This window comes from Streptomyces sp. NPDC049040 (assembly GCF_043197715.1).
GTDB lineage: Bacteria > Actinomycetota > Actinomycetes > Streptomycetales > Streptomycetaceae > Actinacidiphila.
Genome location: NZ_JBICTO010000002.1, coordinates 183542 through 205606, shown reverse-complemented (window position 1 = coordinate 205606; position 22065 = coordinate 183542). Strand labels below are relative to the sequence as shown.

The window sequence follows — 22065 nt, the reverse complement described above, 5'->3', positions numbered from 1 at the left end:
AACACCCCGCGCGGGGCGGGGGGCGGTAAAACCAACCCCCCCCCCACCGGGCCCTCCCGCGCGCGGGGGGGGGCGGGGGGGGTGGGGGGGGGGTTGGGGGGGGGGGGGGGGGGCCGCCCGCCCCCCACTCATGCGTTCGTGCCCGTGCCCCTACGGTCCCGGCCGTCCCGCGTCCCGCCCGCCTCACGGCGCGGCGGTCCCGGTCAGGGGATGACCACCACCGGCCGCTGCGCCCGCCGGGCCAGGCGTCCGGCGACCGAGCCGAAGATCCGGCCGGCCAGCCCGTGGGTGCCGCCGACCACGATGGCGTCCGCCTCGTACTCCCGGCCGACCTCTTCGAGCTCGTGGCAGATGTCGCCGCCGCGCTCGACCAGGACCCAGGAGATCTCGGCCAAGTGGTCCGCGCAGGCCAGCTCCAGGCCCAGCACCTCGGTGCGGTGGTCGGGGACGTCCACGAAGACCGGCGGTTCGCAACCCGCCCACACGGTGGCCGGCAGGCGGTTGGCGACATGCACGATGATCAGGGCGGAGTGCGTCCTGCGGGCCATGCCGATCGCGTACGACAGGGCGCGTTCACTGGAAACGGAACCGTCGAAGCCGACCACGACGCCGTGCCGGAAGGCAGGATCACAGGCGTGGCTCAGTGCTGGGACCTGCTCGGGCAGTGCCGCCGATTCGGCGAGCGGCCTGCGATCGGCGGGCTCTGGAGAGTCATGACCGGCCATGATGCGGATTCTCGGCGAGGGCGGCGCTGACGCGCCGAGCAGTGGACAGGACGGTGCGTGCGGGGCGGGCCGCCGGAACGGCCCTTTTGGGCCACTTCGCCACTTCCCGTCCCACTCTCACCAGGGTACGGCTGGGAAGTCCGCCTGCACAGATGCGACGGAACTTCACAGCTCGGCTACCCCGAGTTCCCAGGAGAATGCCGGAGCGGCGCCCAGAGTGCAACGCCATCCCGCCAACCGGCTGCACACTGCGGCGCAACGGCGCATCCCGGGGGCGCACCGGATCACCCGCGAGTGACCCGTGCGCCGTATTCCGGCCTTTACCCGCTCCCGCCACGGGATATCCGCCGGATCGCGGCCTTCCTTCCGGACTCCCGAGGAGCCGGCCGCGGCCGCCGGGCGCACCACCGGGCGCCTTTTACGCGCACCCCGCTCCCGAACGGCGCTTTTCGGCCAACTTATCGGCCCTGCGCTCCCGTTCGGATTCCCGCTCGCTAACACCTCTGCCACCTGCGGTTCTACGATGCGGCGTGTCGCGGATGACGCACTGCGTGGCCGAAGTGACGGGAGGCGTACTTCCCTCCTGGCTCCACGAGTGAAACGCTTCGTGATCGAATGCTTTACGCCACGTTGTCTTGTCGACTTAGCGTCAGGTGTCGAAGGTGTCACTAACGCCCCACCTGACACAGTAGATTTGATCTTGGGTGGCCTCGTGGGGGGAACGTGCAGGACCGAGGTGACGACGCGTCGATTCGAGGGGGGCTTGAGCTCCATGAGCCAGGAGTCCGGTTCCGGTACGGCGACGGAGAGTCCGTCGCAAGCACCATCGGTGTCATCGGCATCGCCTCGCGCCATCCGTAAGCTCTCCGCGCGCCGGCGCCCGGAAGTCGTCGCCGTGCTGCTCTTCAGCGGCGGCCCGATCTTCGAGAGCTCCATACCGCTGTCCGTCTTCGGCATAGACCGCCAGGACGCGGGGGTGCCGCGCTACCGGCTGCTGGTCTGCGCCGGCGAGGACGGGCCGCTGCGGACCACCGGCGGCCTGGAACTGACCGCGCCCTACGGCCTGGAAGCACTCTCCCGGGCCGGCACCGTCGTGGTGCCCACCTGGCGGTCGATCTCCCAGGCGCCGCCTCCCGAGGCCCTGGAGTCGATCCGCAGGGCCCACGAGGAGGGCGCGAGGATCATCGGCCTGTGCACCGGCGCCTTCGTCCTGGCCGCGGCCGGCCTGCTGGACGGCCGGCCCGCCACCACGCACTGGATGTACGCGCCCACGCTCGCCAAGCGCTACCCCTCGGTCCACGTGGACCCCAGGGAGCTGTTCGTGGACGACGGCGACGTCCTCACCTCCGCCGGCACCGCGGCCGGCATCGACCTGTGCCTGCACGTGGTGCGCACCGACCACGGCGGCGAGGCCGCGGCGGCACTGGCCCGCCGGCTGGTCGTACCGCCGCGGCGGGCCGACTGGCAGACCGGGCAGCGGCACCTGGACCGCTCTTTACCGGAGGAGATCGGCGCCGACCCGCTGGCCGAGGTCGTCGCCTGGGCGCTGGAGCACCTGCACGAGCAGTTCGACGTGGAGGCGCTGGCCGCCCGCGCGTACATTGAGCCGGCGGACCTTCGACCGCCGCTTCAGGTCGCTGACCGGCAGCGCGCCGCTCCAGTGGCTGATCACCCAGCGGGTGCTCCAGGCGCAGCGGCTGCTGGAGACGTCGGACTACTCGGTGGACGAGGTCGCGGGCCGCTGCGGCTTCCGCTCCCCGGTGGCGCTGCGCGGCCACTTCCGGCGGCAGCTGGGCTCCTCCCCCGCGTCCTACCGGGCCGCCTACCGGGCCCGCAGGCCGCAGGACGACCAGGACCGCCCGCCGGTCTCCGCGGAGCTGGCGGCCCTGCGCCGGGGCCCTGGCCTGCCCGTTCCCACCGGCCACGTACCGGTGTCCCAGATCCTTGCCGCGCCGGGCAAGCCGGACAGCGACGCCTTCGCCACCCGGGTGCCCGACCAGCCCGGCAGGGGCGACCCGGCAGAGGGCCCGGGGCGCGGCAGGCTGCGCGCGGGACGCAGTCTGGGCGCCGCGCTGCCGGGACCGCGTGATCGCCCCGTAGGGTGAGACGCATGAACGACCGGATGGTGTGGATCGACTGTGAGATGACCGGCCTGTCACTGGCGCACGACGCGCTGGTCGAGGTGGCGGCGCTGGTCACCGACTCGGAGCTGAACGTGCTCGGCGAGGGGGTGGACATCGTGATCCGCCCGCCCGCCGAGGCGCTCGACACGATGCCGGACGTGGTCAGGACCATGCACACCGCGTCCGGCCTGCTGGACGAGCTGGCCGGCGGGGTGGCGCTCGCCGAGGCCGAGCAGATCGTGCTCGACTACGTGCGCGGGCATGTCACCGAGCCGCGCAAGGCGCCGCTGTGCGGGAATTCCGTGTCCACCGACCGCGGCTTCCTGGCCCGCGACATGCCCACGCTCGAGCAGCACCTGCACTACCGCATCGTGGACGTCTCCTCGATCAAGGAGCTGGCCCGCCGCTGGTATCCGCGGGCCTACTTCAACAGCCCGGACAAGAACGGCAACCACCGGGCGCTGGCCGACATCCGTGAGTCCATCGCCGAGCTGCGCTACTACCGCGAGGCGGTCTTCGTGCCCCAGCCGGGCCCCGACACCGACACCGCCCGCGCCATCGCGGCGCGCCACGTCGTCCCGTCCGACGGTCCGGCCGCCCACTGACGTGACCGCCGGGCGCCCCGCGCCCGGGCCGCCGCAAAAGCGGTGCGCGACCACCCCTCGCCACCCTGTACACTTTTCGAGGCGGCGCCACCCCAGCAGGAAGTCCAGCCGGGAAAGCGCCGCTCATGGTGGGTGTAGCTCAGCTGGTAGAGCACCTGGTTGTGGTCCAGGATGCCGCGGGTTCGAGTCCCGTCACTCACCCTGTCCGATCAAGCCCCGGCCCGTGAAAACGGGCCGGGGCTTCTTCATGTCCCCGGCATGGTCCGCAGCACGTCCCCGGCGCTGGGAACGCCCGGGGAACCCTGGAGCGCGGCGCGAACGCCGCGGGGCCCCGCCGCCGTCCCCGCCGCCTCAGCCGCCGGCCGCCGCCTCCTGGGCGGCCAGCAGCGCGTCGCCGTGGGCCAGGGTCCAGGCGGCCAGCGCGCGCATCGGGCCGTCGACCAGGCTGGCGCCCAGCGGGGTGAGGCCGTAGGCGACGTGGGGCGGGGCCGCGGGGCGGCGGTGGCGGGCGATCAGGCCGTTGGCGACCAGGCGGCGCAGCGTCTCGGTGAGGGCCTTGTCGCTGATGCCGCCGATGGCCGCGAGCAGGTCGCGGCGGCGGCGCGGGCCCGGGCGCAGCCCGGCCAGGACGACGGGGTCCCAGGTGTGGGCCAGCAGGTCGGTGGCCGCGCGGAGCCGGCAGTCGGCAAGCAACTCGTCGCAGGGGCCGCCCTCTTCGGGACCGCAGCCGTCCGCGTCCTGGGGCCCGCCGCTGGTGCGGCCGTCCGCGGCGCCGGCCGTGCGCTCGTCGTCCATGGCACTCATCGTCGCCCACCCGTTTCCTACCGGTCGGTGCGTATCGGTTTTCCTACCGTAGGCCCCCGTACGCCGCCGACAAGGGGAGCTGGACATGCGGATCGGGATTCTGGGTACGGGCACGCTGGCCGTCGCGCTGGGCGCGGCGTGGGGCAGGGCGGGGCACGAGGTGCGGGTCGGGGGCCGGTCGCGGGAGCGGGCCCGGGCCGCGGCGGAGCGGATGGGCGGCGCGGCGACGGCGGTGGAGCCGGCAGCCGCGGTCGCCGGGCGGGACGCGGTGCTGGTCGCGGTGGCCTGGGAGGGCCTGGCGGACATCCTCGGCGCGGCGGGGGCAGCGGGCGGCTCGCTGGCCGGGACGCCGCTGATCGATCCGACCAACGCCGTGGCCCACGGTGTCGGCGAACTCCTGGTCGCCGGCGGCCGGTCCGCCGCCGAGCAGGTCGCCGACCTGGCGCCGGGCGCCCACGTGGTCAAGGGCTTCCACCTCTTCGCCGCCGACCAGTGGCAGCCGGGCCGCGCACCGGTGACGGTCGCGCTGGCCGGTGACGACGCGGCGGCGCTCGCGACCGTCTCCCGGCTGGTCGAGGACGCGGGCGGCCGCCCCGCCGTGCTCGGGCCGCTGCGCAGGGCACGGCAGTTGGAGGAGGTGGCCGGATTCGTCATCGGCCTGGCCTTCTCCGGGGTGGACCCCGCCACGGCGGTCCCGCACGTTCCCGCGCCGGCCGACGCACCCGCGGACGCACCCGCCGGCGAGACACCCGCCGCACCCGCGGCACCCGCCGACGAGACGCCCGCCAGACCCGCGGCACCCGCCGGCCCCCAAGACGCCGTGGCCCACCCGCAGCCCGCCGCGTAGGCCCGCGGCACACCCCGCCCGGTGCCAGGGCATACCGCGGCCCCGCCCCCTCCGAGTGCCGGGGAGGGAGCGGGGCCGCGGCCCGGGTCCGGCGGTGGGCCGGGGGCGGGCCGGGTGACTGTCAGGAAACCCGGGTCATCTCCCGCCCCGGCCTCCGCCGGAGGTGTGGATCACTCGCCGAAGAGCAGACCGTAGGCACCCATCGCCATCGCGATGTCCGCCTGGGCCCAGAAGCGGTGATAGGTGAAGCTCGGCGCGTTCCCTCCGCTGAGGTACGCCTGGACCTTCGACCAGTTGGGGTCGTTCTTGTAGAAGGACCGCAGCTCGATGAATGTGGAGCTGGAGTTGATCTTGTCGCCGTTGGGCATCGTGCCGGAGAAGCTGGACGGCACGTAGACCGGGTCGTCGAACCGGTTGAAGTCGGTCCTGGTCTCCGGGGTGGCGATGCCCAGCGGGTCCTGGTAGTTGCCCCACATGCCGTCGAGCAGCGCCTTGGCCGTGGTCTTGGCCGCGGTGTTGCCGGACTTGGCGGCGTAGTAGGACAGCGTCTTGGCGTAGGCCGCCGCGACACCCAGGTCGTTGCCGTAGGCCGAGACCGTCACGTGCAGGCCGGTGTTGGCACCGGGGCTGCTCGCGTTCCAGGTGTCCGGCGCGCCGGTCCACTGGAGGTCGGACGGGATCTTGAAGGTGCCGTCCGCGTTGATGGTGGTCTGGGAGATCGCCCAGGTCACCCACTTGTCGAGGATGGCCTTGGCCTTGGCGTCACCGGTCTGCTGGTAGTACTCGGCGACCCGCTCCATCGACCAGGCCTGCATGCCGAACCACTGGTTCGACGGCGGGTCGTGGTAGACGGGCTCCCAGTCGTACGCCATCCCGTAGAAGGTGGGCGTGCCGCTCGGGGGCTGCGCGTAGGCGCCGTCCCAGCTGTTGGTGGCACCACCGGCGATGGCGCCCTCGGAGGACTGGAGCCACTTGTAGAACTCCAGCTGCCGGCTGAGGCTGGTGGTCCAGTCCTGCTTGCCGGTGGCCGACTTGGGCGCCATGGCCGAGTCGGTGGTCAGCGCGTAGGCCGCCAGCGGGTTCTGGTAGCCGAAGTGCGAGGCGCCGTCACCGATCCGCCAGGACCAGCCGCCGCCGGAGCCGGACGAGCCGCCCCAGGCGTAGTACCAGGACAGCAGGTAGTGCTCGCTGTCCTTGCCGGTGCCCGCCGCGCAGGTGCTCGGGCTGGTGCAGTTGCCGATCTTCTTGAAGTACTTGTCGAAGAACGAGTACCGCAGGTAGTCGCCCATCTTGCCGGCCTTGGCGACGGTGGCCGCCACGTCCGCACCCTTGCCCTGCGCCTTGGCCCAGGTGTCCGCCCAGTAGGCGGCCTGGATCGCGCGCGCGTCGGCGTCGGGTGCGTCGGTGTACTTCCACTGCTGCGCGTAGTTCGAGTCGCCGGTGAACAGGTCCAGGTAGCCGTTCTTGCCGCCGTACTTGAACGCGTCGCAGGTCGGCTGCGGCACGGTCTCCCACACCGACTCCTGCGCACCGCGCTGGAAGGTGTTGATGTACGAGGGGCCGTCGGCCGTCGGGCCGAGCTCGCAGCCGCCACCGGGCGTGTCACCGTAGCCGTAGATGTTGTCCACGTCCTGGAGCCAGTGCATGCCGTAGATGTCGTCCGAGCCGTAGGCCGACTTCAGCTCGCTCGCGATCGGGTCCACACCCACCTTGATGTTGCCGTCGAGCTGCGACGGGTAATCGGAGGGCAGCGGGTGCTCGGGGGCGTAGGTGGCCGGAGCGCTCGGGTTGTACGAGCCGCCGGACGGCTGGTCGGCGTGCGTGGGGATCATGTACTTCTCCATGGTCGCCCACGACGCGTTGAACTTGCTCCAGTCGCCCGCGACCTGCCCGTACATCGCCTGCAGCCAGATCATGTACGAGTACGCCTCGGACGTGGTCTCGTGACCGTAGTCCGGGGCCTCGACGATCAGCGTCTCGACCGAGTGGTACGGGATGCCCTCGGGTGAGAAGTAGCCGCTTGCCGGGTCGGTGATCTTCCCGTAGAGCGACAGGAACCGGGCTGCGTAGTCGCCGCCGGTCGCGCTGATCTCGTTGACCGTGACGGCCGCGGTGCTGTAGCCGGTCGCGGTGGCCGAGAAGGTCGCGGAGCCGGTGCCGGTGGCCGCGGCCACGACCGTCACGTTCTGCGCGGTCGACCAGTTCGACGGGGTGAAGGTCAGGCTCGACCCGGACTGGACGCTCAGCGAGCTGTTGCCCGCGGTGCGGGCCACGCCGACCGTCACGTTGGACGCCGGGGCGCTGGACAGCTTCACGCCGAAGGTGCCGGTCTTGCCCTGCTGCACCGACACGGTCGTGGGCGAGGCGACGATCGACGGGCCGCTCGCGACGTGCACGCCCACCGGGGTGGACTCGCCGGAAGCGCCGAGGCTGTCGTACGCCTTGGCGTAGACCGAGTAGTCGCCGGCCGGCACCGAGGCCCAGTTGAACGTGTAGGGCGAGGTGGTGTCGGTGCCCAGCAGTGTGGTGTCGTTGTAGAACTCGACCTTGGAGATGGTCGCCGAGTCCGCGGCGACCGCAGTGGCGGCCAGCGGGATGGTGGCGCCCGCGCTGAAGGTCGCACCGGCCGTCGGACTGGTGAGCACCGGCAGCGGCGGCTGATGAGCGCCCCCGCAGACCGTGCCGTTCACACTGAAACTGGTCGGTGCCGCGTTGGTGCCGCTGTAGTTGAAGTTGGCACTGGACGTGACGTTCGCGTTGGGCGCGATTGTCTTGTTCCAGTCCAGCGACTTGACAGTGACAGCCTTGCCGGACTGCGACCAGGTGCCGTTCCAGCCGCTCTGCAGCGTCTGGTTGCCGGTGTAGGAGTACGTCAGCGTCCAGCCGGAGATCGCGGCGGTACCGAGGTTGGTGATCTTGGCGTTCGCGGTGAAACCGGAACCCCAGTCATTGGTCGTGTAGTCGACGCTGCACTGAAGGCCGGCCGCGTGCGCGACACCGCCACCGGTGGCCATGGTCAGGCCGAGCGGCAGTGCGAGCGCGGCGGTCAGCGCGGTGAGCAGTCTCCTGGTCCGCGTTCTGATCGGTCTTCCTCTGGGCATGCGAGAGGTCCTCCTCGCGGTTCTCGTGGGGGGATGGGTCCTGCGATTTTGCTGTGAACCAGTGGGAGCGCTCCCACCATCAAGGCGTTGACAAAGAACTGTCAAGAGGTGAACCAGAACAGCCTGTTGGCGGGGCCCCGTCTGCACAAGTCGACCGGGCACCCTCGCGGCCGAAACATCACCCCTACCGTCGGACCGGACTTGGCGCTATGGTCTTCGCCGGACCAGTGGGAGCGCGTCCACTTTTCTTGCCCACCCGATTTCTCTCGATCCCCCCACATCATGAGGAGTCGCACATGCGACGACCTACGCGCACCGCGGCGTTCGCCATCGCCGCCGTCACCACGGCGGCAGCGGCCGCCGCGCTGCTCCCCACGCTCAGCACCGCCGCGGCCGGCGCCGCGCCGAGCTGCTCGGTCCTCTACACGATCACCAACCAGTGGGATGCAGGCTTTCAGGGCAACGTTGTCATCACCAACACCGGTACGCCGACCACCAGTTGGGACCTGGGCTTCACCTTCGCCGACGGCCAGAAGGTGACCCAGGGCTGGAACGCCACCTGGGCGCAGTCGGGTACGGCCGTGCACGCCACCTCGCTGTCCTACAACGGGACCATCCCCACCGGCGGCACGGTCAGCGCGGGCTTCCTCGGCAGCTGGTCGGGCAGGAACGCGATACCGGCGGGCTTCACCCTCAACGGCGCCGCCTGCAACCAGACCGGCGGACCGACCCAGACCCCGCCGACGACACCCACCACAACGCCGCCCACCACGCCGCCGACCACCCCGCCCACGACCCCGCCGACCACGCCGCCCACCGGTGACGCCGCGCCGCCCAAGCTGCATGTGGCCGGAAACAAGCTGCTCGACTCCACCGGCAAGCAGGTGGTCCTCCACGGCGTGAACCGTTCGGGCACCGAGTTCGCCTGCGCGCAGGGCAACGGGATCTTCGACGGGCCGGTGGACGACGCGGCCATCAACTCGATCAAGAGCTGGAAGGGCGTCACCGCGGTCCGCGTGCCGCTCAACGAGGACTGCTGGGAGGGCCTGTCCTACGTCCCGGCGGCCGACGGCGGGGCCAACTACATCGCGGCGATCACCGGTTGGGTCAACCGGCTGGTGGCGCACGGCATCACGCCGATCGTCGAGCTGCACTGGACCCACGGCACCTACACCGGCAACTCGGCGGGCTGCACGGACGTCAACGCGACCTGCCAGAAGCCGATGCCCGACGCGCAGTACGCGGTCCCGTTCTGGACCAGCGTGGCGAACACCTTCAAGTCGAACACGTCGATCGTCTTCGACCTGTTCAACGAGCCCTACCCCGACCGCGCCACCTCGACCGCGGAACAGGCCTGGTCCTGCTGGCGGGACGGCGGCACCTGCCCCGGCATCGGCTACCAGGTGGCCGGCATGCAGGACATGCTGGACGCGGTACGCGGCACCGGTGCGCAGAACGTCGTCCTGCTGGGCGGTCTCGCGTACTCCAACGACCTGACGGGCTGGCTCGCCCACAAGCCCACCGACCCGACGGGCAACCTGGCGGCGGCCGTCCACGTATACAACTTCAACTCGTGCGCCAACACCTCCTGCTGGGACTCCCAGCTGGCACCGGTGGCGGCGAAGGTGCCGCTGGTGGCCGGTGAGATGGGCGAGAACACCTGCTCCCACTCGTTCGTGGACAGCTTCATGAACTGGCTCGACTCGCACCAGCTGTCCTACCTCGGGTGGACCTGGAACACCTGGGACTGCTCCTCAGGGCCGTCGCTGATCTCCTCCTACGACGGCACCCCGACCAACTACGGCCTGGGTCTGAAGAACCACCTGGCGTCGCTGGGCTGACCCGGCGACCCCTCGAACGGGGGCGGTCCCGTGCATGGATGGCGTGCACGGGCCCGCCCCTCCCCCATGTCCCGGGGGCGGGACCGCCCCGGCACCCGGCGGCTCGCCGCGGACCCGCGCCGGCCGGTCCCGCAGCGGCCCCGGTGCCGCCTGAGCAGGGGCTGAGCAGGCCGCGGCCGGCGGCCGCTCCGTTCGAGTCTCGTAATCACGCAAAGTCTCAACTGGCCATTATTGAACAACTTATTGACGCGGATGTACGTGGCTTGTAAACATCACCTCGCCAAGAGAGCGCTCTCACCCTGCTCTGGCGGCCTCCGTCACGGACCCCCACCCGGTTGAGGAGAACACATGTCAGGCAGCAGTTCCCTGCTGGTGCGCGGACGGCCAGGGCGCCACCGCGGACGCCAGCCGTATCTGGTCCTCACCGCCCTGCTCGCCCTGCTGGCAGGGCTCGTCCTGGTGGTGACCTCGCAGTCCCCGGCCCGCGCCGCGGGCACCCTGCTCTCGCAGGGGAAGCCGGCCACCGCGTCGTCCACCGAGAACGCCGGCACCCCCGCCTCCGCGGCGGTCGACGGCAACACCGGCACCCGCTGGTCCAGCGCCGCAGCCGACCCCCAGTGGCTCCAGGTCGACCTCGGCAGCACCCAGACCATCAGCCAGGTGACGCTCAACTGGGAGGCGGCATACGCCAAGTCCTTCAAGATCCAGACGTCCGCCAACGGCACCGCCTGGACCGACGTCTACTCCACCACCACCGGCACCGGCGGCGTGCAGAATCTGGCCGTAAACGGTTCCGGCCGCTACGTGCGGGTCTACGGGACCGTGCGGGCCACCCAGTGGGGCTACTCGCTCTGGGAGTTCCAGGTCTACGGCGCCGGCGGCACGACCACGCCCGGTGCGTGCAGCACCGACAACTCCGCGCAGGGCAAGACCGCCACCGCCTCCTCCGCCGAGAACGCCGGCACCCCCGCCTCGGCGGCCGTCGACGGCAACACCGCCACCCGCTGGTCCAGCGCCTTCGGCGACCCGCAATGGCTACAGGTCGACCTCGGCTCCTCGCAGCAGGTCTGCGGCGTCGGCCTGAACTGGGAGGCGGCCTACGCGACCGCCTACCAGATCCAGGTCACCGACAACCCGAGCGGCACCTGGACCACGGTCTACTCCACCACCACGTCCACCGGCGGGGTGCAGAACCTGAACGTGACCGGCACCGGCCGCTACGTGCGGGTCTACGCCACCGCCCGTGCCACCGCCTACGGCGACTCGCTGTGGGAGTTCCAGGTGCACACCGTCGGCGGCGGCACCACCAACGGCGGCGGGACCAACGGCGGGACCACCGGCGGCACGACCACTCCGCCGGACTCCTTCTGGGGCACCACGGACGACATCCCTGCCGCGCACAACGTGATGGAACTGAAGATCCTCAACCGCACCAACGGCGCCTACCCGGACAGCCAGGTCTACTGGAGCTTCAACGGCCAGGTGCACTCCATCGCCGAGCAGCCGTACTTCGACATGCCGGCGAACTCCTCGGGCCGGATGTACTTCTACGTCGGCTCGCCGAACAGCCAGTACAACGACTTCATCGAGTTCACCATCGGCGCGACGGTCTTCAACGGCAACACCACCCGCGTGGACGCGTGGGCGCTGCCGCTGGCGATCAGGCTGCACTCGCACTCCGGCGAGGACATCCAGCTCGGTGACAGCCAGGACCTGTTCACCATGAGCCGCGACCAGGTCTTCCAGTCCTTCCAGAACGCGGTGCCCTCGCAGTTCAAGGTGCTCGCGCAGACCCAGGCGCCCTACCGGATCATCGCCCCCGGCAGCGACCCGAGCTTCCGCGCGGGCGGCGTCAACGCCAACTACTACACCGCGTACGCCCAGTCGGTCGGCGTGAACGAGCCCACCTCGAACATCTTCGGATGCGCGGGCACCATGGGCGCGGACGCGGCGAAGTGCGCGGCGCTCAACCGGCACACCGCGACACTGCCGGCCGCCCAGCAGCAGGACCCGACCAAGTTCTACACCGGCGGCGACCCGGCCAACTGGTACGCCAAGTACTGGCACGACCACGGCATCAACCACCTCGCGTACGGCTTCCCGTACGACGACGTGGCCGGCCAGGCCGCCTACGCCTCCCAGCAGAACCCGCAGTGGATGGAGGTCGCCGTCGGCTTCTAGCCGGCCGGCGGCGTCCATCCGGACGCCTCCCCCCTGGATCCCCCCACATCCCCCCACAAGCCGCCGGGGGCGGGTCCGGTACACGCCCCACGTGTACCGGGTCCCGCCCCCGGCGGTGCTTTTCGGCCGTCGGCCGGGCCGGCAATGTACCGGGAAAATATGTGTGTCGTATCAAAAATGTGCCGCGGCTTCCTAGGTTCACGGTGTTCTCGTCCGCACTCCGTGAAAGGAAGTACGAAGAGATGATCAAGATGATCGGGTCGCTCGGCGACAAGCTGCTCTCCCGCGTCGTACCGCAGCACACGGCACAGGCCTACGGGCCCGTGCAGCCCGGCTGCCCGTGCTGGTGGGACGGCAACTCCTGCTACGGCCGCACGTGCTGCAGCTGGGGCGCGTCCTGCGGCGGCGGCACGAGCTGCGACAAGTACCACCTGTACTGCTGACGCCGCCGGGATGACAGCGCTCGTGTGGACGGCCGGCTCCGTGCTGCCGGCCGCGTCCGTCCTGGCAGTGCTCCGGCGGATGTTCGCCGTGGTCCTGGTGAGCGGGCTGAGCATGGAGCCGACCTTCCACGCGGGTGACCGGCTGCTGGTCCGGCGGGCGGGCCTGTCCCGGGTCAGGGCGGGGGACGTCATCGTCCTGCGTACGCCCCCGTGGCTCAGGGGCGGGCCCGTCCCCGCGTCGCCGGAAGGCGACTGGATGGTCAAGAGAGCGGCCGCCCTGCCGGGCGACCCGCTGCCCGAGTCGGTCGCCCGCACCGTCCCCTGGGACCGGGTCGGCAGCGGCACCGTGGTCGTGCTCGGCGACAACACCGCGACCAGCTTCGACTCCCGGCAGTGCGGTCCGGTCCCCGGGGACGGCCTGCTGGGCATCGTGCTGCGCCGGATCGGCTGACCCCCTCCCCGCAGGACCGGGCCGCCGCCACCCGCCACGCCGGGCCGCCCGCGGCAGGGACCACCCCGCTTGCCGCACGGCGCCCGAGCGTCGACGAAAGGACATCACCGTGGAATACGCCGCCGTCGGCTGCCGCAGCCTGCTGGCCCTGCTGTTCCTGGCCTCGGCGGGCGGCAAGCTGCGCGGTCCCGCCGCCTACGCCGCCTTCGTGGCCGCCACCCGCCGCATGGCGCCCCGGTGGGCCCCCGGGCGCGCCCTCGCGGCCGCCGTGCTCGGCGCGGAAGCCGCCACCGCGGTGCTGCTGGCGGTGCCGGCCACGGTCACCGCCGGCTTCTGCCTGGCGCTGGCACTGCTGGCCGCCTTCACCGTCGCGGTCGTCGCCGCCGTGCGGCGCGACGAACGGGCGCCCTGCGCCTGCTTCGGCAGCGCGCGGCAGCAGTTGGGCTACGGCCACGCCGCACGCAACGCGCTGCTCGCGGCGTGCGCGGGGCTCGGCCTGGCCACGGCGGGCAACGGCGTCCCCGGCGACCCCGCAGGGGTGCTGACCGCCGTCGCGGTGGGAGCGGTGGCCGCCGCGGTCACCGCCGCCGCAGAGGAACTCACCGACCTTTTCCGACCGACCGCCTGATCCGGAGGGCACCACCATGCCGTATCTCGTCACACTCGTCGTCGTGCTGACCGCGCTGTGCCTGCTGGATCTGGCACTGACCGTGGGAGTGGTCCGGCGCCTGCGCGAGCACACCGAGCTGCTCGGCCGGCGGCCCGCGGCCGGCTCGCGGGCACCCGCGGAGCGGCTCGCGATCCTCCCCGAGGGCGAGGTCGCGGCGGACTTCGAGGCCGCGGCCACCGACGGGTCCACCGTGTCGCGGGCCGCCATCGACACCCCGCTGCTGGTCGGCGTCTTCTCACCGACCTGCGACACCTGCCACGAGGCGCTGCCAGGCTTCCTCGACCTGGCCGCCCGCGTGCCCGGCGGCGCCGCGAAGGTGCTGGCCGTGGTGGTGGCCGGCATGGGCGACACCGGCCCGCTGTGCGCGAAGCTGGAGCCGGTCTCCCGGGTGGTCGTCGAGCGCATGGGCGGCGCGCTCACCTCGGCCCTCACCATCCGCGCGTTCCCCGCCTTCGCCCTGGTCGGGTCCGGCGGGCGGATCATGGTCAGCGGGACCCGGCTCGACGACGTCGTCGTCACCGCCCACGCGTGACCGCGTGACGGCCACGGACGCCGAGCGGGACCGGGCCACGCCGGCCGCCCTGCTCGCCGCACTCTCGCTCGCCTGGCGCGCCGGGCCGCTGCACACCGTGGGCTACGCCGTACTGGCCGTGCTTCAGGCGGTCGTGCCGGTCGCGACCGCGTGGCTGACCAAGGCCGCCCTCGACGTGGTGGCGGACCGCTCCGCCGGCACGTCCGACATGGCCGGGGTCGCGGCGGGACTCGCGGCGACCGGAGTGCTCGCGGTCGCCGTCTCCCTCGGCTCCCGCTACGTCCGGCAGGAACTGGAGCGGCGCACCGGACGGCTGGCGCAGGACCAGCTGTTCGCGGCGGTCGAGGGCTTCACAGGACTGTCCAGGTTCGAGGACCCGCGCTTCCTGGACCGCCTCGGCATGGCCCACCAGGCGGCGGCCACCGCCCCGAGCGGGGTGCTGGCGGGGGCGCTGTCGGTCGGGCGCGGGCTGCTCACCGTGCTGGGCTTCCTGGGCTCGCTCGTGGTGGTGAACCGGTGGCTGGCGGCAGCACTGGTCGCCGCCGCGCTGCCCGCGCTGGCCGCCGAGCTGCGGCTGTCCAGGCGGCGGGCGGCCGTGCTCTGGCGCACCGGCCCCGCCGAGCGCCGGGAGCTGTTCCACCGGCAGCTGCTGACGAGCGCCAAGGCCGCCAAGGAGCTGCGGCTGTTCGGCGCCGGCCGCTACTTCCGCGACCGGATGAACACCGAACGCCTGGCGTCCGACACCGAGAAGCGGGCCATGGACCGCCGCGAGCTGGTCACCGAGTGCGCGCTCGGCCTGCTGTCCGCGCTGATCGCCGGCGGCGGCCTGGTCTGGGCGCTGCTGGCCGCGCACGAGGGCCGCCTCACCGGGGGTGACGTGATGCTGCTCGCCGCCTCGGTGGCCGGAGTGCAGGGGGCGATCGCCGCACTGGTCGGCGAGCTGACGATGGCCCACCGCAGCCTGCTGGCCTTCGGCCACCACCTCGCGGTGACCGGCGCCGGGCCCGACCTGCCGCGGGCCGCCCGCCCCGCCGCGCAGCCCCGGCTGGCCAGGGGGGTGGAATTCCGCGACGTCTGGTTCCGCTACTCCCCCGACCACCCGTGGGTGCTGCGCGGGGTCAGCTTCACCATCCCCTTCGGCAGCTCCGTCGCGCTGGTCGGCCGCAACGGGGCGGGCAAGAGCACCGTCGTCAAACTGCTCTGCCGCTTCTACGACCCCACCCGCGGCGCGATCCTGTGGGACGGCACCGACCTGCGCGACCTGGACCCGGCGGGGCTGCGGCGCCGCATCGGGGCGGTCTTCCAGGACTACATGGAGTACGACCTGACGGCCGGGGAGAACATCGCGCTCGGCGAGGTGGACGGCGCGGCCGTGCTGGCCGCCGACCGGACCCGTATCGCGTCCGCGGCCCGCAGGGCCGGGGTGGACGGCACGGTCGAGGCGCTGCCGCGTTCCTACGACACCCCGCTGACCAGGACCTTCTTCGGTCCTGACGACGGTGACGACCCGGCGGCCGGGGTGGTGCTGTCCGGCGGGCAGTGGCAGCGGCTGGCGCTCGCCCGCGCGCTGCTGCGCGAGGAGGACGACCTGCTGATCCTGGACGAGCCCAGTTCCGGCCTGGACGCGGAGGCCGAGGCGGAGATCCACCGGATGCTGCGCACCCACCGGGCCGGCCGGACCAGCCTGCTGATCTCGCACCGGCTGGGCTCGATCAGGACGGCCGACCTGCTGATCGTGCTGGCGGAGGGGCGGGTGGCGGAACGCGGGTCGCACCAGGAGCTGACCCGTCAGGACGGCATCTACCGGCGCCTGTTCGCCTTGCAGGCCGAGGGATACCACAGCGCAGGGGCCTGAACCGCCCGCAGACCGCCCGCCGTCCGGCGGCGCCCGCTCGGCGCCGCCGGTCAGTGCTGGGCCGTCAGGCCCCGCAGGGGCAGCGCGGCCGGGGACACCGCGGGCAGGACGCCGCGGGCAGCGGTGCGGGCTCGAGTGCTTCCAGGTGCGGGTCGCGGTTGAGCATGAGCCGGTGCAGCTCGTTGAGCTCTGCACCGGGCTCGACCCCCAGGTGGCCGTCGAGGGCCTGCCGGGCCTGGCCGTAGGCGGTCAGCGCGCCCGCGACGTCCCCTGTGGCGTACAGGGCGAGCATCAGCTGCCGCCACAGCCGCTCCCTGGTCGGCCGGGCGGCAAGGGTGTCGCGCAGGGCTCCGATGACCTCGCCGTGCCTTCCGAGGGCGAGTTCGGCGCGCGCCCACTCCTCGACGGCCAGGCAGCGCTGCTCCTCCAGCGCGTCGAGCCGCGCCTCGACCGCGAGCGTACGGGGTACGTTCTCGGCCGCCCCGCCGCGCCACAGGGCGAGCGCGGCGCCGAAGTGCGTCCCTGCCCGCTCGTCGTCGGCTTCGGCTCTGGCGGCCCGGCCGCGGCGCACCAGGTCGCGGAAGTCCAGCATGTCGAGCTCGCCGGGGCGCACGTCGAGCCGGTAGCCGGGCGCGTGCGCGCCCAGCCGCCCGCTGCCCAGGACACCGCGCAGCTGGTTGACGTAGCTGCGGATGTTGGCCAGTGCGGACTTCGGCGGGCGGTCCTCCCACAGAACGGCGAGCAGCCGATCCAGCGACACCGGGCTGTTCGCCTCAAGCAGCAGAGCGGTGAGCAGCAGCCGCGGTTTGGCCGCCCTCACCTGCAGTAACTCACCGTCCTTCAACACCCGTAATGGGCCCAGCACTTCGAAACGAACGCCCATCCACCCCTCCCCGGATCGCGTGCAGCGTGTCTGATCCTTAGTGGGAGCGCTCCCATTCGCGATGTTAGTCACGCGCTCGATCGAGTGTCAACGAAGTTGGTGGCAGGTTGACACAAGGGGGCAAAACGGCGGTAACAGGTCACGTCTCCGGTCCGGCACGCCGGGCACCGGTCCCGCCGTACCGATTCCGCCGGCCCGGTTTCCTGCTACACGGAGTCGCGCTGCACCAGCTCCGTCGCCAGCACCACGTGCCGGCGTACCGACTCGCGCTCAGCGATCTCCTCCAGCAGCACCCGGGCCATCGTGCGGCCCATCTCCTCGGTGGGCTGGCGCACGCTGGTGAGGGCCGGGTCCATGTGGCGGGCGATGGCCGAGTCCTCGAAGCCGATCAGCGCGACGTCGTCCGGCACCCTGCGGCCCGTCTCGCGCAGCACCGCCCGCGCGCCCGCCGCCATCAGATCGGATGCGGCGAAGACCGCGTCGATGCCGGGGCGGCGTACCAGCAGCTCACGCATCGCGCGCCTGCCGCCCTCCTCGGTGAAGTCGCCGCGGGCCACCAGCGCCGTGTCGAAGCCGGTCTCCAGGCCGCTGCCCGCGGCCTCGACCGCCTGCCGGTAGCCGTCGAGCCGGCTGCGGGCGACGTACATGTCGGGCGGCCCGGTGATCGTCGCGACCTGCCGCCGCCCGCGGGCGATCAGGTGCGCCACGGCGGCCCGCGCGCCGCCGACATTGTCGGCGTCCACATAGGACACCGACTCCAGGTCGCTGCGCCGGCCGTTGAGTACCGCCGGCATCTCCAGCTGCTCCAGCAGGTCCGGCAGCGGGTCGTCCTCGTGCACGGACACCAGCAGCACCCCGTCGACCCGGTGCGCCGCCAGGTACTGCGCGAACCGCGCCCGCTCCTTGGGGGTGCGGATCAGGGTCAGCAGCAGCTGCATGTCGGTGTCGGCCAGCTCCGCGCCGATGCCCCGGATGATGTCGGAGAAGTACGGCTCGGCGAACAGCCGGGTCTCCGGTTCCGGGATGACCAGCGCGATGGCATCCGTGCGGTTGCCCGCGAGCGCCCGTGCCGCCCGGTTGGGCACGTAGCCCAGTTCGGCGATCGCGGCCTCGACCGCGGCCTTGGCCCGGTCGCTCACCCGGGGCGATCCGTTGATCACCCGGGAGACCGTGCCCCGCCCGACTCCGGCGCGCAGCGCCACCTCCTCAAGGGTGGGACGTCCGCTGTGCCGCCCGTTCATGGCCACTGCCGCCTCCAGTACTCATTTCGCGCCACCTTAGCGCCCGGTCCTTCCCCGCAGGAGCGGTTCTTGAGAGCGCTCCCACACTACAAGCCCCAGGCAGGAGCTTCCGTTCAAGAAGTAATCAAGAGTCAGCTCCGGACACGTTCCGGCAACGAAATCGACTTCACATCTTGACACTGACCCCTCCTAGGCGTGAATGTTCCGGAAAGCCTACGTGGGAGCGCTCCCACCGCGCCATCCGTACGTACGCCCCGGGGACCCACGGCACCACCCGCACGCTGACCCACCCTGACAAGGAGAGTGGAATGCGCACTTCCGGCAGAACCCGCAGGACCGCAGTCATCGCGGTCGCGGGTCTCGCAGCCTGCGCGACGCTGATCACCGGCTGCAGCAGCGACAAGAAGGACGACAAGGCCGGCTCCGACGGCACCGCGTCGTCCACCGAGAAGATCACTCTGCACATCGCCGACTTCGGCTCGTTCGGCTTCGACGACAAGAAGGGCGCCGCCCTCTACGCCGATTACCACAAGCTGCACCCGAACATCACGATCGTCGAGGACAACGTCTCCGACGCCCAGCCGTCCTGGGACTCGTTCAAGCTGCACCTGACCCAGAACAGCGGCCTGGCGGACATCCAGGCGATCGAGGTCGGGTACATCGGACTGGCGACCCAGCCGAACATGGCGTCGAAGCTGGTGGACTTCACGTCGGCCCCGGGCTTCAAGACGACCGACTGGCTGCCGTACAAGGAGAAGCAGGCCACCACCTCCGACGGCAAGGTCGTGGGTCTGGGCACCGACGCGGGCCCGATCGCGATCTGCTACAACAAGGACGCCTTCAAGGCCGCGGGTCTGCCCACCGACCGCGACACCCTCGCGACCAACTGGTCGGGCGACTGGCAGAAGTTCGTCGACCTGGGCAAGCAGTTCGAGGCGAGCAAGACCAAGCCCAAGGGCATGTCCTTCTCGGACTCCGGCAGCGGCCTGTTCAACTCGGTGCTCGCCAGCCAGCCGACGCAGTACTCGGACGCCAGCGGCAAGCTGATCTACGACACCAGCGCCGGTGTGAAGACCGCCTGGAACATCGCCACCGAGGCGGTGGAGAGCCACCTCACCGCCGGCTTCCAGCAGCTCGACACGGCCGGTACCTGGAACGCGGCCTTCAAGAACAACAAGTTCGCCACCGTCACCTGCCCGAGCTGGATGGTCGGCCTGGTGCAGGGCAACTCCGGTGACGCGGGCAAGGGCAAGTGGGATGTCGCCCAGCCTCCGCAGGTCGGCAACTGGGGCGGATCGTTCCTGGCCGTCCCGAAGTCGGGCAAGCACGTCGCCGAGGCAACCGCCCTGGCGCAGTGGCTGACCTCGGCCGCCCAGCAGGTCAAGGTGTTCCAGAAGTTCGGCAACATCCCGTCGACCACCGGTGCGCTCGCCGACCCGGCGGTGCAGAACCTGCAGAACCCGTACTTCCCCGGTACGCCGATGGGCCAGATCTTCTCCACCGCCGCCAAGAACATCACCCCCGCCCCGATCGGGCAGTGGGACGGCACGGTGAAGGACATCATCACCAAGAACGGCATCCTCGACATGGAGCAGCGCGGGACCAAGAAGGACAAGGCCTGGTCCAACGTGGTCGCCCAGATCAAGGACAAGGTCGTCCAGTAGTACCCAGGCGGGGCCGCCCGGCAGTGACTCCCACCTGCCGGGCGGCCCGCATTACGGCTGTGTTCCGGGCCGGGTGCAATTCCTGAACGCGCCGCCCCGGACTTACTTCAACCTCTGAACGACCCTCCCCCCTCGCCCGGTCCACCGCCCGATCCCTACCGGAAGGACGCCACTCGTGGCCACCTCCGTCAGGGCGACGTCCGACGGCAGCCCCCCGTCGTCCCGGCCCGCCCCCAGCCCGCACGTGAAGCGCGACAGCCGACCTCCCGGCTGGCGTGCCCGGCTCTACCGGTTCGACACCAAGGCGTCGCCGTACGCCTATGTCGCCCCCTTCTTCATCGTCTTCGCGGCCTTCGGCCTCTTCCCGCTCATCTACACCGGCTACCTGTCCTTCAACCAGGTCGAGCTGGGCAACCCCGCCAAGTGGGTCGGCTTCGACAACTACACGACGCTGTGGGACAGCCCGTTCTTCTGGAAGGCGCTGCGCAACACCTTCACACTCGGTGTGATCTCCACGGTGCCGCAGCTGCTGATGGCACTGGGCCTGGCGCACCTGCTCAACTACAAGATGCGCGGCCGGGGCTTCTTCCGGGTGGCGATCCTGGCCCCGTACGCGACCTCGGTCGCGGCGGCCACCCTGGTCTTCATCCAGCTGTTCAACCCCGACTACGGCATCATCAACCAGACGCTCGGACACGTCGGGCTCGGCCATGTCGACTGGGAATCGTCCAAGTGGCCCGCCCAGATAGCCATCTCCACGATCGTGACCTGGCGTTGGACCGGCTACAACGCGCTGATCTACCTGGCGGCCATGCAGGCCGTGCCCGCGGACCTCTACGAGGCCGCCGCACTGGACGGAGCGTCGCGCTGGCGGCAGTTCGTCAGCGTCACCATCCCGTCGATCCGGCCGACGATCCTGTTCACCATCATCGTCTCCACCATCGGCGCGACCCAGCTGTTCGGTGAACCGCTGATGTTCGGCGGCGGCGTCGGCATGACCGGCGGCACCGACCACCAGTACCAGACCCTGAGCCTCTACATGTACGACAAGGGCTGGAACACCGGCGAACTCGGCCAGGCATCCGCCGTGGCCTGGGTGATGCTGCTGATCCTGCTCCTCATCGGCGCCGTCAACCTGCTGATCGTGCGCTCCAACCGCCGGAAGCTGGGGGGCTGACCCATGGCTCAACTCACCGAAGCCGGCCGGCCGCCGCGGTCCCGGCACGCCGTCGCCCCGCCCAGGCCGCGCCGCCGTCTGAAGGCCGGCGGCGCGGGCAAGCAGCAGAACGCGGGCCCGGTCGCCTACGTGCTGATCGTCCTGGCCGCCCTGGTGTCGCTGTTCCCGCTGTACTGGACGTTCGTCGCCGCCTCGCACACCGACAGCCAGATCGTCCAGCCGCCCGCCCCGCTGCTGCCCGGCAGCCACCTGATCGAGAACCTGAAGATCGTCTGGGACGAGGTCGACATGACCACGGCCCTGATCAACTCCACCATCGTGGCGAGCTGCGTCGCCGTCAGCACCGTGCTGTTCGCGACGCTGGCCGGCTTCGCCTTCGCCAAGCTGCAGTTCCGCGGACGCAACATCCTGCTGATGATCGTGGTCGCCACCATGACGATCCCGCCGCAGCTCAGCGTGATCCCGCTGTACCAGATCATCACCAACGTGGGCTGGGTCGGCCACCTGCAGTCCGTCATCCTGCCGTCGCTGGTCGCCGCCTTCGGTGTGTTCTTCATGCGCCAGTTCCTCTCCGAGGCGCTGCCCATCGAGCTGATCGAGGCCGCCAGGGTGGACGGGGCGCACAGCCTGCGCATCCTGTGGCACGTGGTCTTCCCGATCGCCCGGCCCGCGATGGCCGTGTTGGGAATGCTGGTGTTCGTCCAGTCGTGGAACGACTTCTTCTGGCCGTTCATCGCCCTGAACCAGCAGAACCCGACGGTTCAGGTCGCCCTGCAGGGCGTGGGATCCGGCAACCACACGATCGACCACGCGGTCGTCGTGACGGCAGCCCTGGTCGCGACGCTGCCGCTGCTGCTCGTGTTCACCGTGCTCGGCAAGCACATCGTCGGCGGAATCACGGCGGGTGCCGTGAAGAGCTGAG

17 protein-coding genes, 1 tRNA gene and 1 pseudogene are annotated in these 22065 nt (G+C 71.3%); 14 read left to right on the top strand and 5 right to left on the bottom strand.

The genetic code is table 11. The annotated features are described in order from the left end of the window. Nucleotides 1-203: 203 nt before the first annotated feature. A complete protein-coding gene (locus tag ACGFMP_RS05830; RefSeq protein WP_393670527.1) occupies nucleotides 204-725 on the bottom strand; it encodes a universal stress protein in 522 nt (173 codons plus the stop codon). Between the two features lie 772 nt (nucleotides 726-1497). Here ACGFMP_RS05830 and ACGFMP_RS05825 point away from each other — a divergent pair. The 3 genes and pseudogenes from ACGFMP_RS05825 to ACGFMP_RS05815 all read left to right on the top strand — a co-directional run bounded on the left by ACGFMP_RS05825 (nucleotide 1498) and on the right by ACGFMP_RS05815 (nucleotide 3654). Further along, nucleotides 1498-2830: pseudogene (locus tag ACGFMP_RS05825) on the top strand (helix-turn-helix domain-containing protein). A 5-nt stretch (nucleotides 2831-2835) separates the two neighbouring features. Beyond that, nucleotides 2836-3453, top strand: coding sequence for an oligoribonuclease (orn, locus tag ACGFMP_RS05820; RefSeq protein ID WP_393670525.1), 618 nt, complete (start codon nucleotides 2836-2838; stop codon nucleotides 3451-3453). A gap of 128 nt (nucleotides 3454-3581) precedes the next feature. Next, a tRNA-His gene (locus tag ACGFMP_RS05815) sits at nucleotides 3582-3654 on the top strand. Nucleotides 3655-3804: 150 nt separating this feature from the next. On the opposite strand, the gene ACGFMP_RS05810 is transcribed toward ACGFMP_RS05815, so the two are convergent. Further along, a complete protein-coding gene (locus ACGFMP_RS05810) occupies nucleotides 3805-4248 on the bottom strand; it encodes a winged helix-turn-helix transcriptional regulator (protein WP_393670523.1) in 444 nt (147 codons plus the stop codon). Between the two features lie 94 nt (nucleotides 4249-4342). Here ACGFMP_RS05810 and ACGFMP_RS05805 point away from each other — a divergent pair, with 94 nt between their 5' ends. Further along, the gene (locus ACGFMP_RS05805; RefSeq protein WP_393670522.1) at nucleotides 4343-5104 is read left to right on the top strand and encodes an NADPH-dependent F420 reductase; all 762 of its coding nucleotides are present in this window, start codon (nucleotides 4343-4345) and stop codon (nucleotides 5102-5104) included. 170 nt (nucleotides 5105-5274) lie between these two features. Here the strand turns inward: ACGFMP_RS05805 and ACGFMP_RS05800 are convergent, their stop codons facing one another. Then, nucleotides 5275-8205, bottom strand: a complete 2931-nt coding sequence (locus tag ACGFMP_RS05800; RefSeq protein WP_393670520.1) for a glycoside hydrolase family 48 protein — start codon at nucleotides 8203-8205, stop codon at nucleotides 5275-5277. Nucleotides 8206-8501: 296 nt separating this feature from the next. On the opposite strand from ACGFMP_RS05800, the gene ACGFMP_RS05795 reads away from it, so the two are divergent. The 7 genes from ACGFMP_RS05795 to ACGFMP_RS05765 all read left to right on the top strand — a co-directional run bounded on the left by ACGFMP_RS05795 (nucleotide 8502) and on the right by ACGFMP_RS05765 (nucleotide 16178). Further along, entirely contained in the window at nucleotides 8502-10046 is a 1545-nt protein-coding gene (locus tag ACGFMP_RS05795) for a cellulose binding domain-containing protein (RefSeq protein WP_393670519.1), read from the top strand. A 348-nt stretch (nucleotides 10047-10394) separates the two neighbouring features. Then, nucleotides 10395-12227 carry a discoidin domain-containing protein gene (locus tag ACGFMP_RS05790; RefSeq protein WP_393670518.1) on the top strand — a complete coding sequence of 611 codons (1833 nt, stop codon included), beginning with the start codon at nucleotides 10395-10397 and terminating at the stop codon, nucleotides 12225-12227. A 242-nt stretch (nucleotides 12228-12469) separates the two neighbouring features. After that, nucleotides 12470-12670: a hypothetical protein gene (locus tag ACGFMP_RS05785; RefSeq protein WP_393670517.1), complete on the top strand. Its 201-nt coding sequence runs from the start codon at nucleotides 12470-12472 to the stop codon at nucleotides 12668-12670. 10 nt (nucleotides 12671-12680) lie between these two features. After that, nucleotides 12681-13121, top strand: a complete 441-nt coding sequence (locus ACGFMP_RS05780; RefSeq protein WP_393670515.1) for a S26 family signal peptidase — start codon at nucleotides 12681-12683, stop codon at nucleotides 13119-13121. 109 nt (nucleotides 13122-13230) lie between these two features. After that, nucleotides 13231-13749 carry a MauE/DoxX family redox-associated membrane protein gene (locus ACGFMP_RS05775; RefSeq protein WP_393670514.1) on the top strand — a complete coding sequence of 173 codons (519 nt, stop codon included), beginning with the start codon at nucleotides 13231-13233 and terminating at the stop codon, nucleotides 13747-13749. A 16-nt stretch (nucleotides 13750-13765) separates the two neighbouring features. Next, a complete protein-coding gene (locus ACGFMP_RS05770; RefSeq protein ID WP_393670513.1) occupies nucleotides 13766-14323 on the top strand; it encodes a hypothetical protein in 558 nt (185 codons plus the stop codon). A gap of 4 nt (nucleotides 14324-14327) precedes the next feature. Further along, on the top strand, nucleotides 14328-16178 hold the full coding sequence (locus ACGFMP_RS05765; protein ID WP_393670511.1) for an ABC transporter ATP-binding protein: 1851 nt from the start codon (nucleotides 14328-14330) through the stop codon (nucleotides 16176-16178). Between the two features lie 64 nt (nucleotides 16179-16242). Here ACGFMP_RS05765 and ACGFMP_RS05760 read toward each other — a convergent pair whose 3' ends face one another. Together ACGFMP_RS05760 and ACGFMP_RS05755 are read right to left on the bottom strand one after the other, a co-directional pair. Beyond that, on the bottom strand, nucleotides 16243-17061 hold the full coding sequence (locus ACGFMP_RS05760; protein WP_393670510.1) for a BTAD domain-containing putative transcriptional regulator: 819 nt from the start codon (nucleotides 17059-17061) through the stop codon (nucleotides 16243-16245). Between the two features lie 206 nt (nucleotides 17062-17267). Then, nucleotides 17268-18302 carry a LacI family DNA-binding transcriptional regulator gene (locus ACGFMP_RS05755; RefSeq protein WP_393671334.1) on the bottom strand — a complete coding sequence of 345 codons (1035 nt, stop codon included), beginning with the start codon at nucleotides 18300-18302 and terminating at the stop codon, nucleotides 17268-17270. Between the two features lie 308 nt (nucleotides 18303-18610). Here ACGFMP_RS05755 and ACGFMP_RS05750 point away from each other — a divergent pair, with 308 nt between their 5' ends. The 3 genes from ACGFMP_RS05750 to ACGFMP_RS05740 all read left to right on the top strand — a co-directional run bounded on the left by ACGFMP_RS05750 (nucleotide 18611) and on the right by ACGFMP_RS05740 (nucleotide 22064). Continuing rightward, nucleotides 18611-19966, top strand: a complete 1356-nt coding sequence (locus ACGFMP_RS05750) for an ABC transporter substrate-binding protein (RefSeq protein WP_393670508.1) — start codon at nucleotides 18611-18613, stop codon at nucleotides 19964-19966. Between the two features lie 175 nt (nucleotides 19967-20141). After that, the gene (locus ACGFMP_RS05745; protein ID WP_393670507.1) at nucleotides 20142-21143 is read left to right on the top strand and encodes a carbohydrate ABC transporter permease; all 1002 of its coding nucleotides are present in this window, start codon (nucleotides 20142-20144) and stop codon (nucleotides 21141-21143) included. Between the two features lie 3 nt (nucleotides 21144-21146). Then, nucleotides 21147-22064, top strand: a complete 918-nt coding sequence (locus ACGFMP_RS05740) for a carbohydrate ABC transporter permease (RefSeq protein WP_393670505.1) — start codon at nucleotides 21147-21149, stop codon at nucleotides 22062-22064. Nucleotide 22065 lies beyond the last annotated feature (1 nt).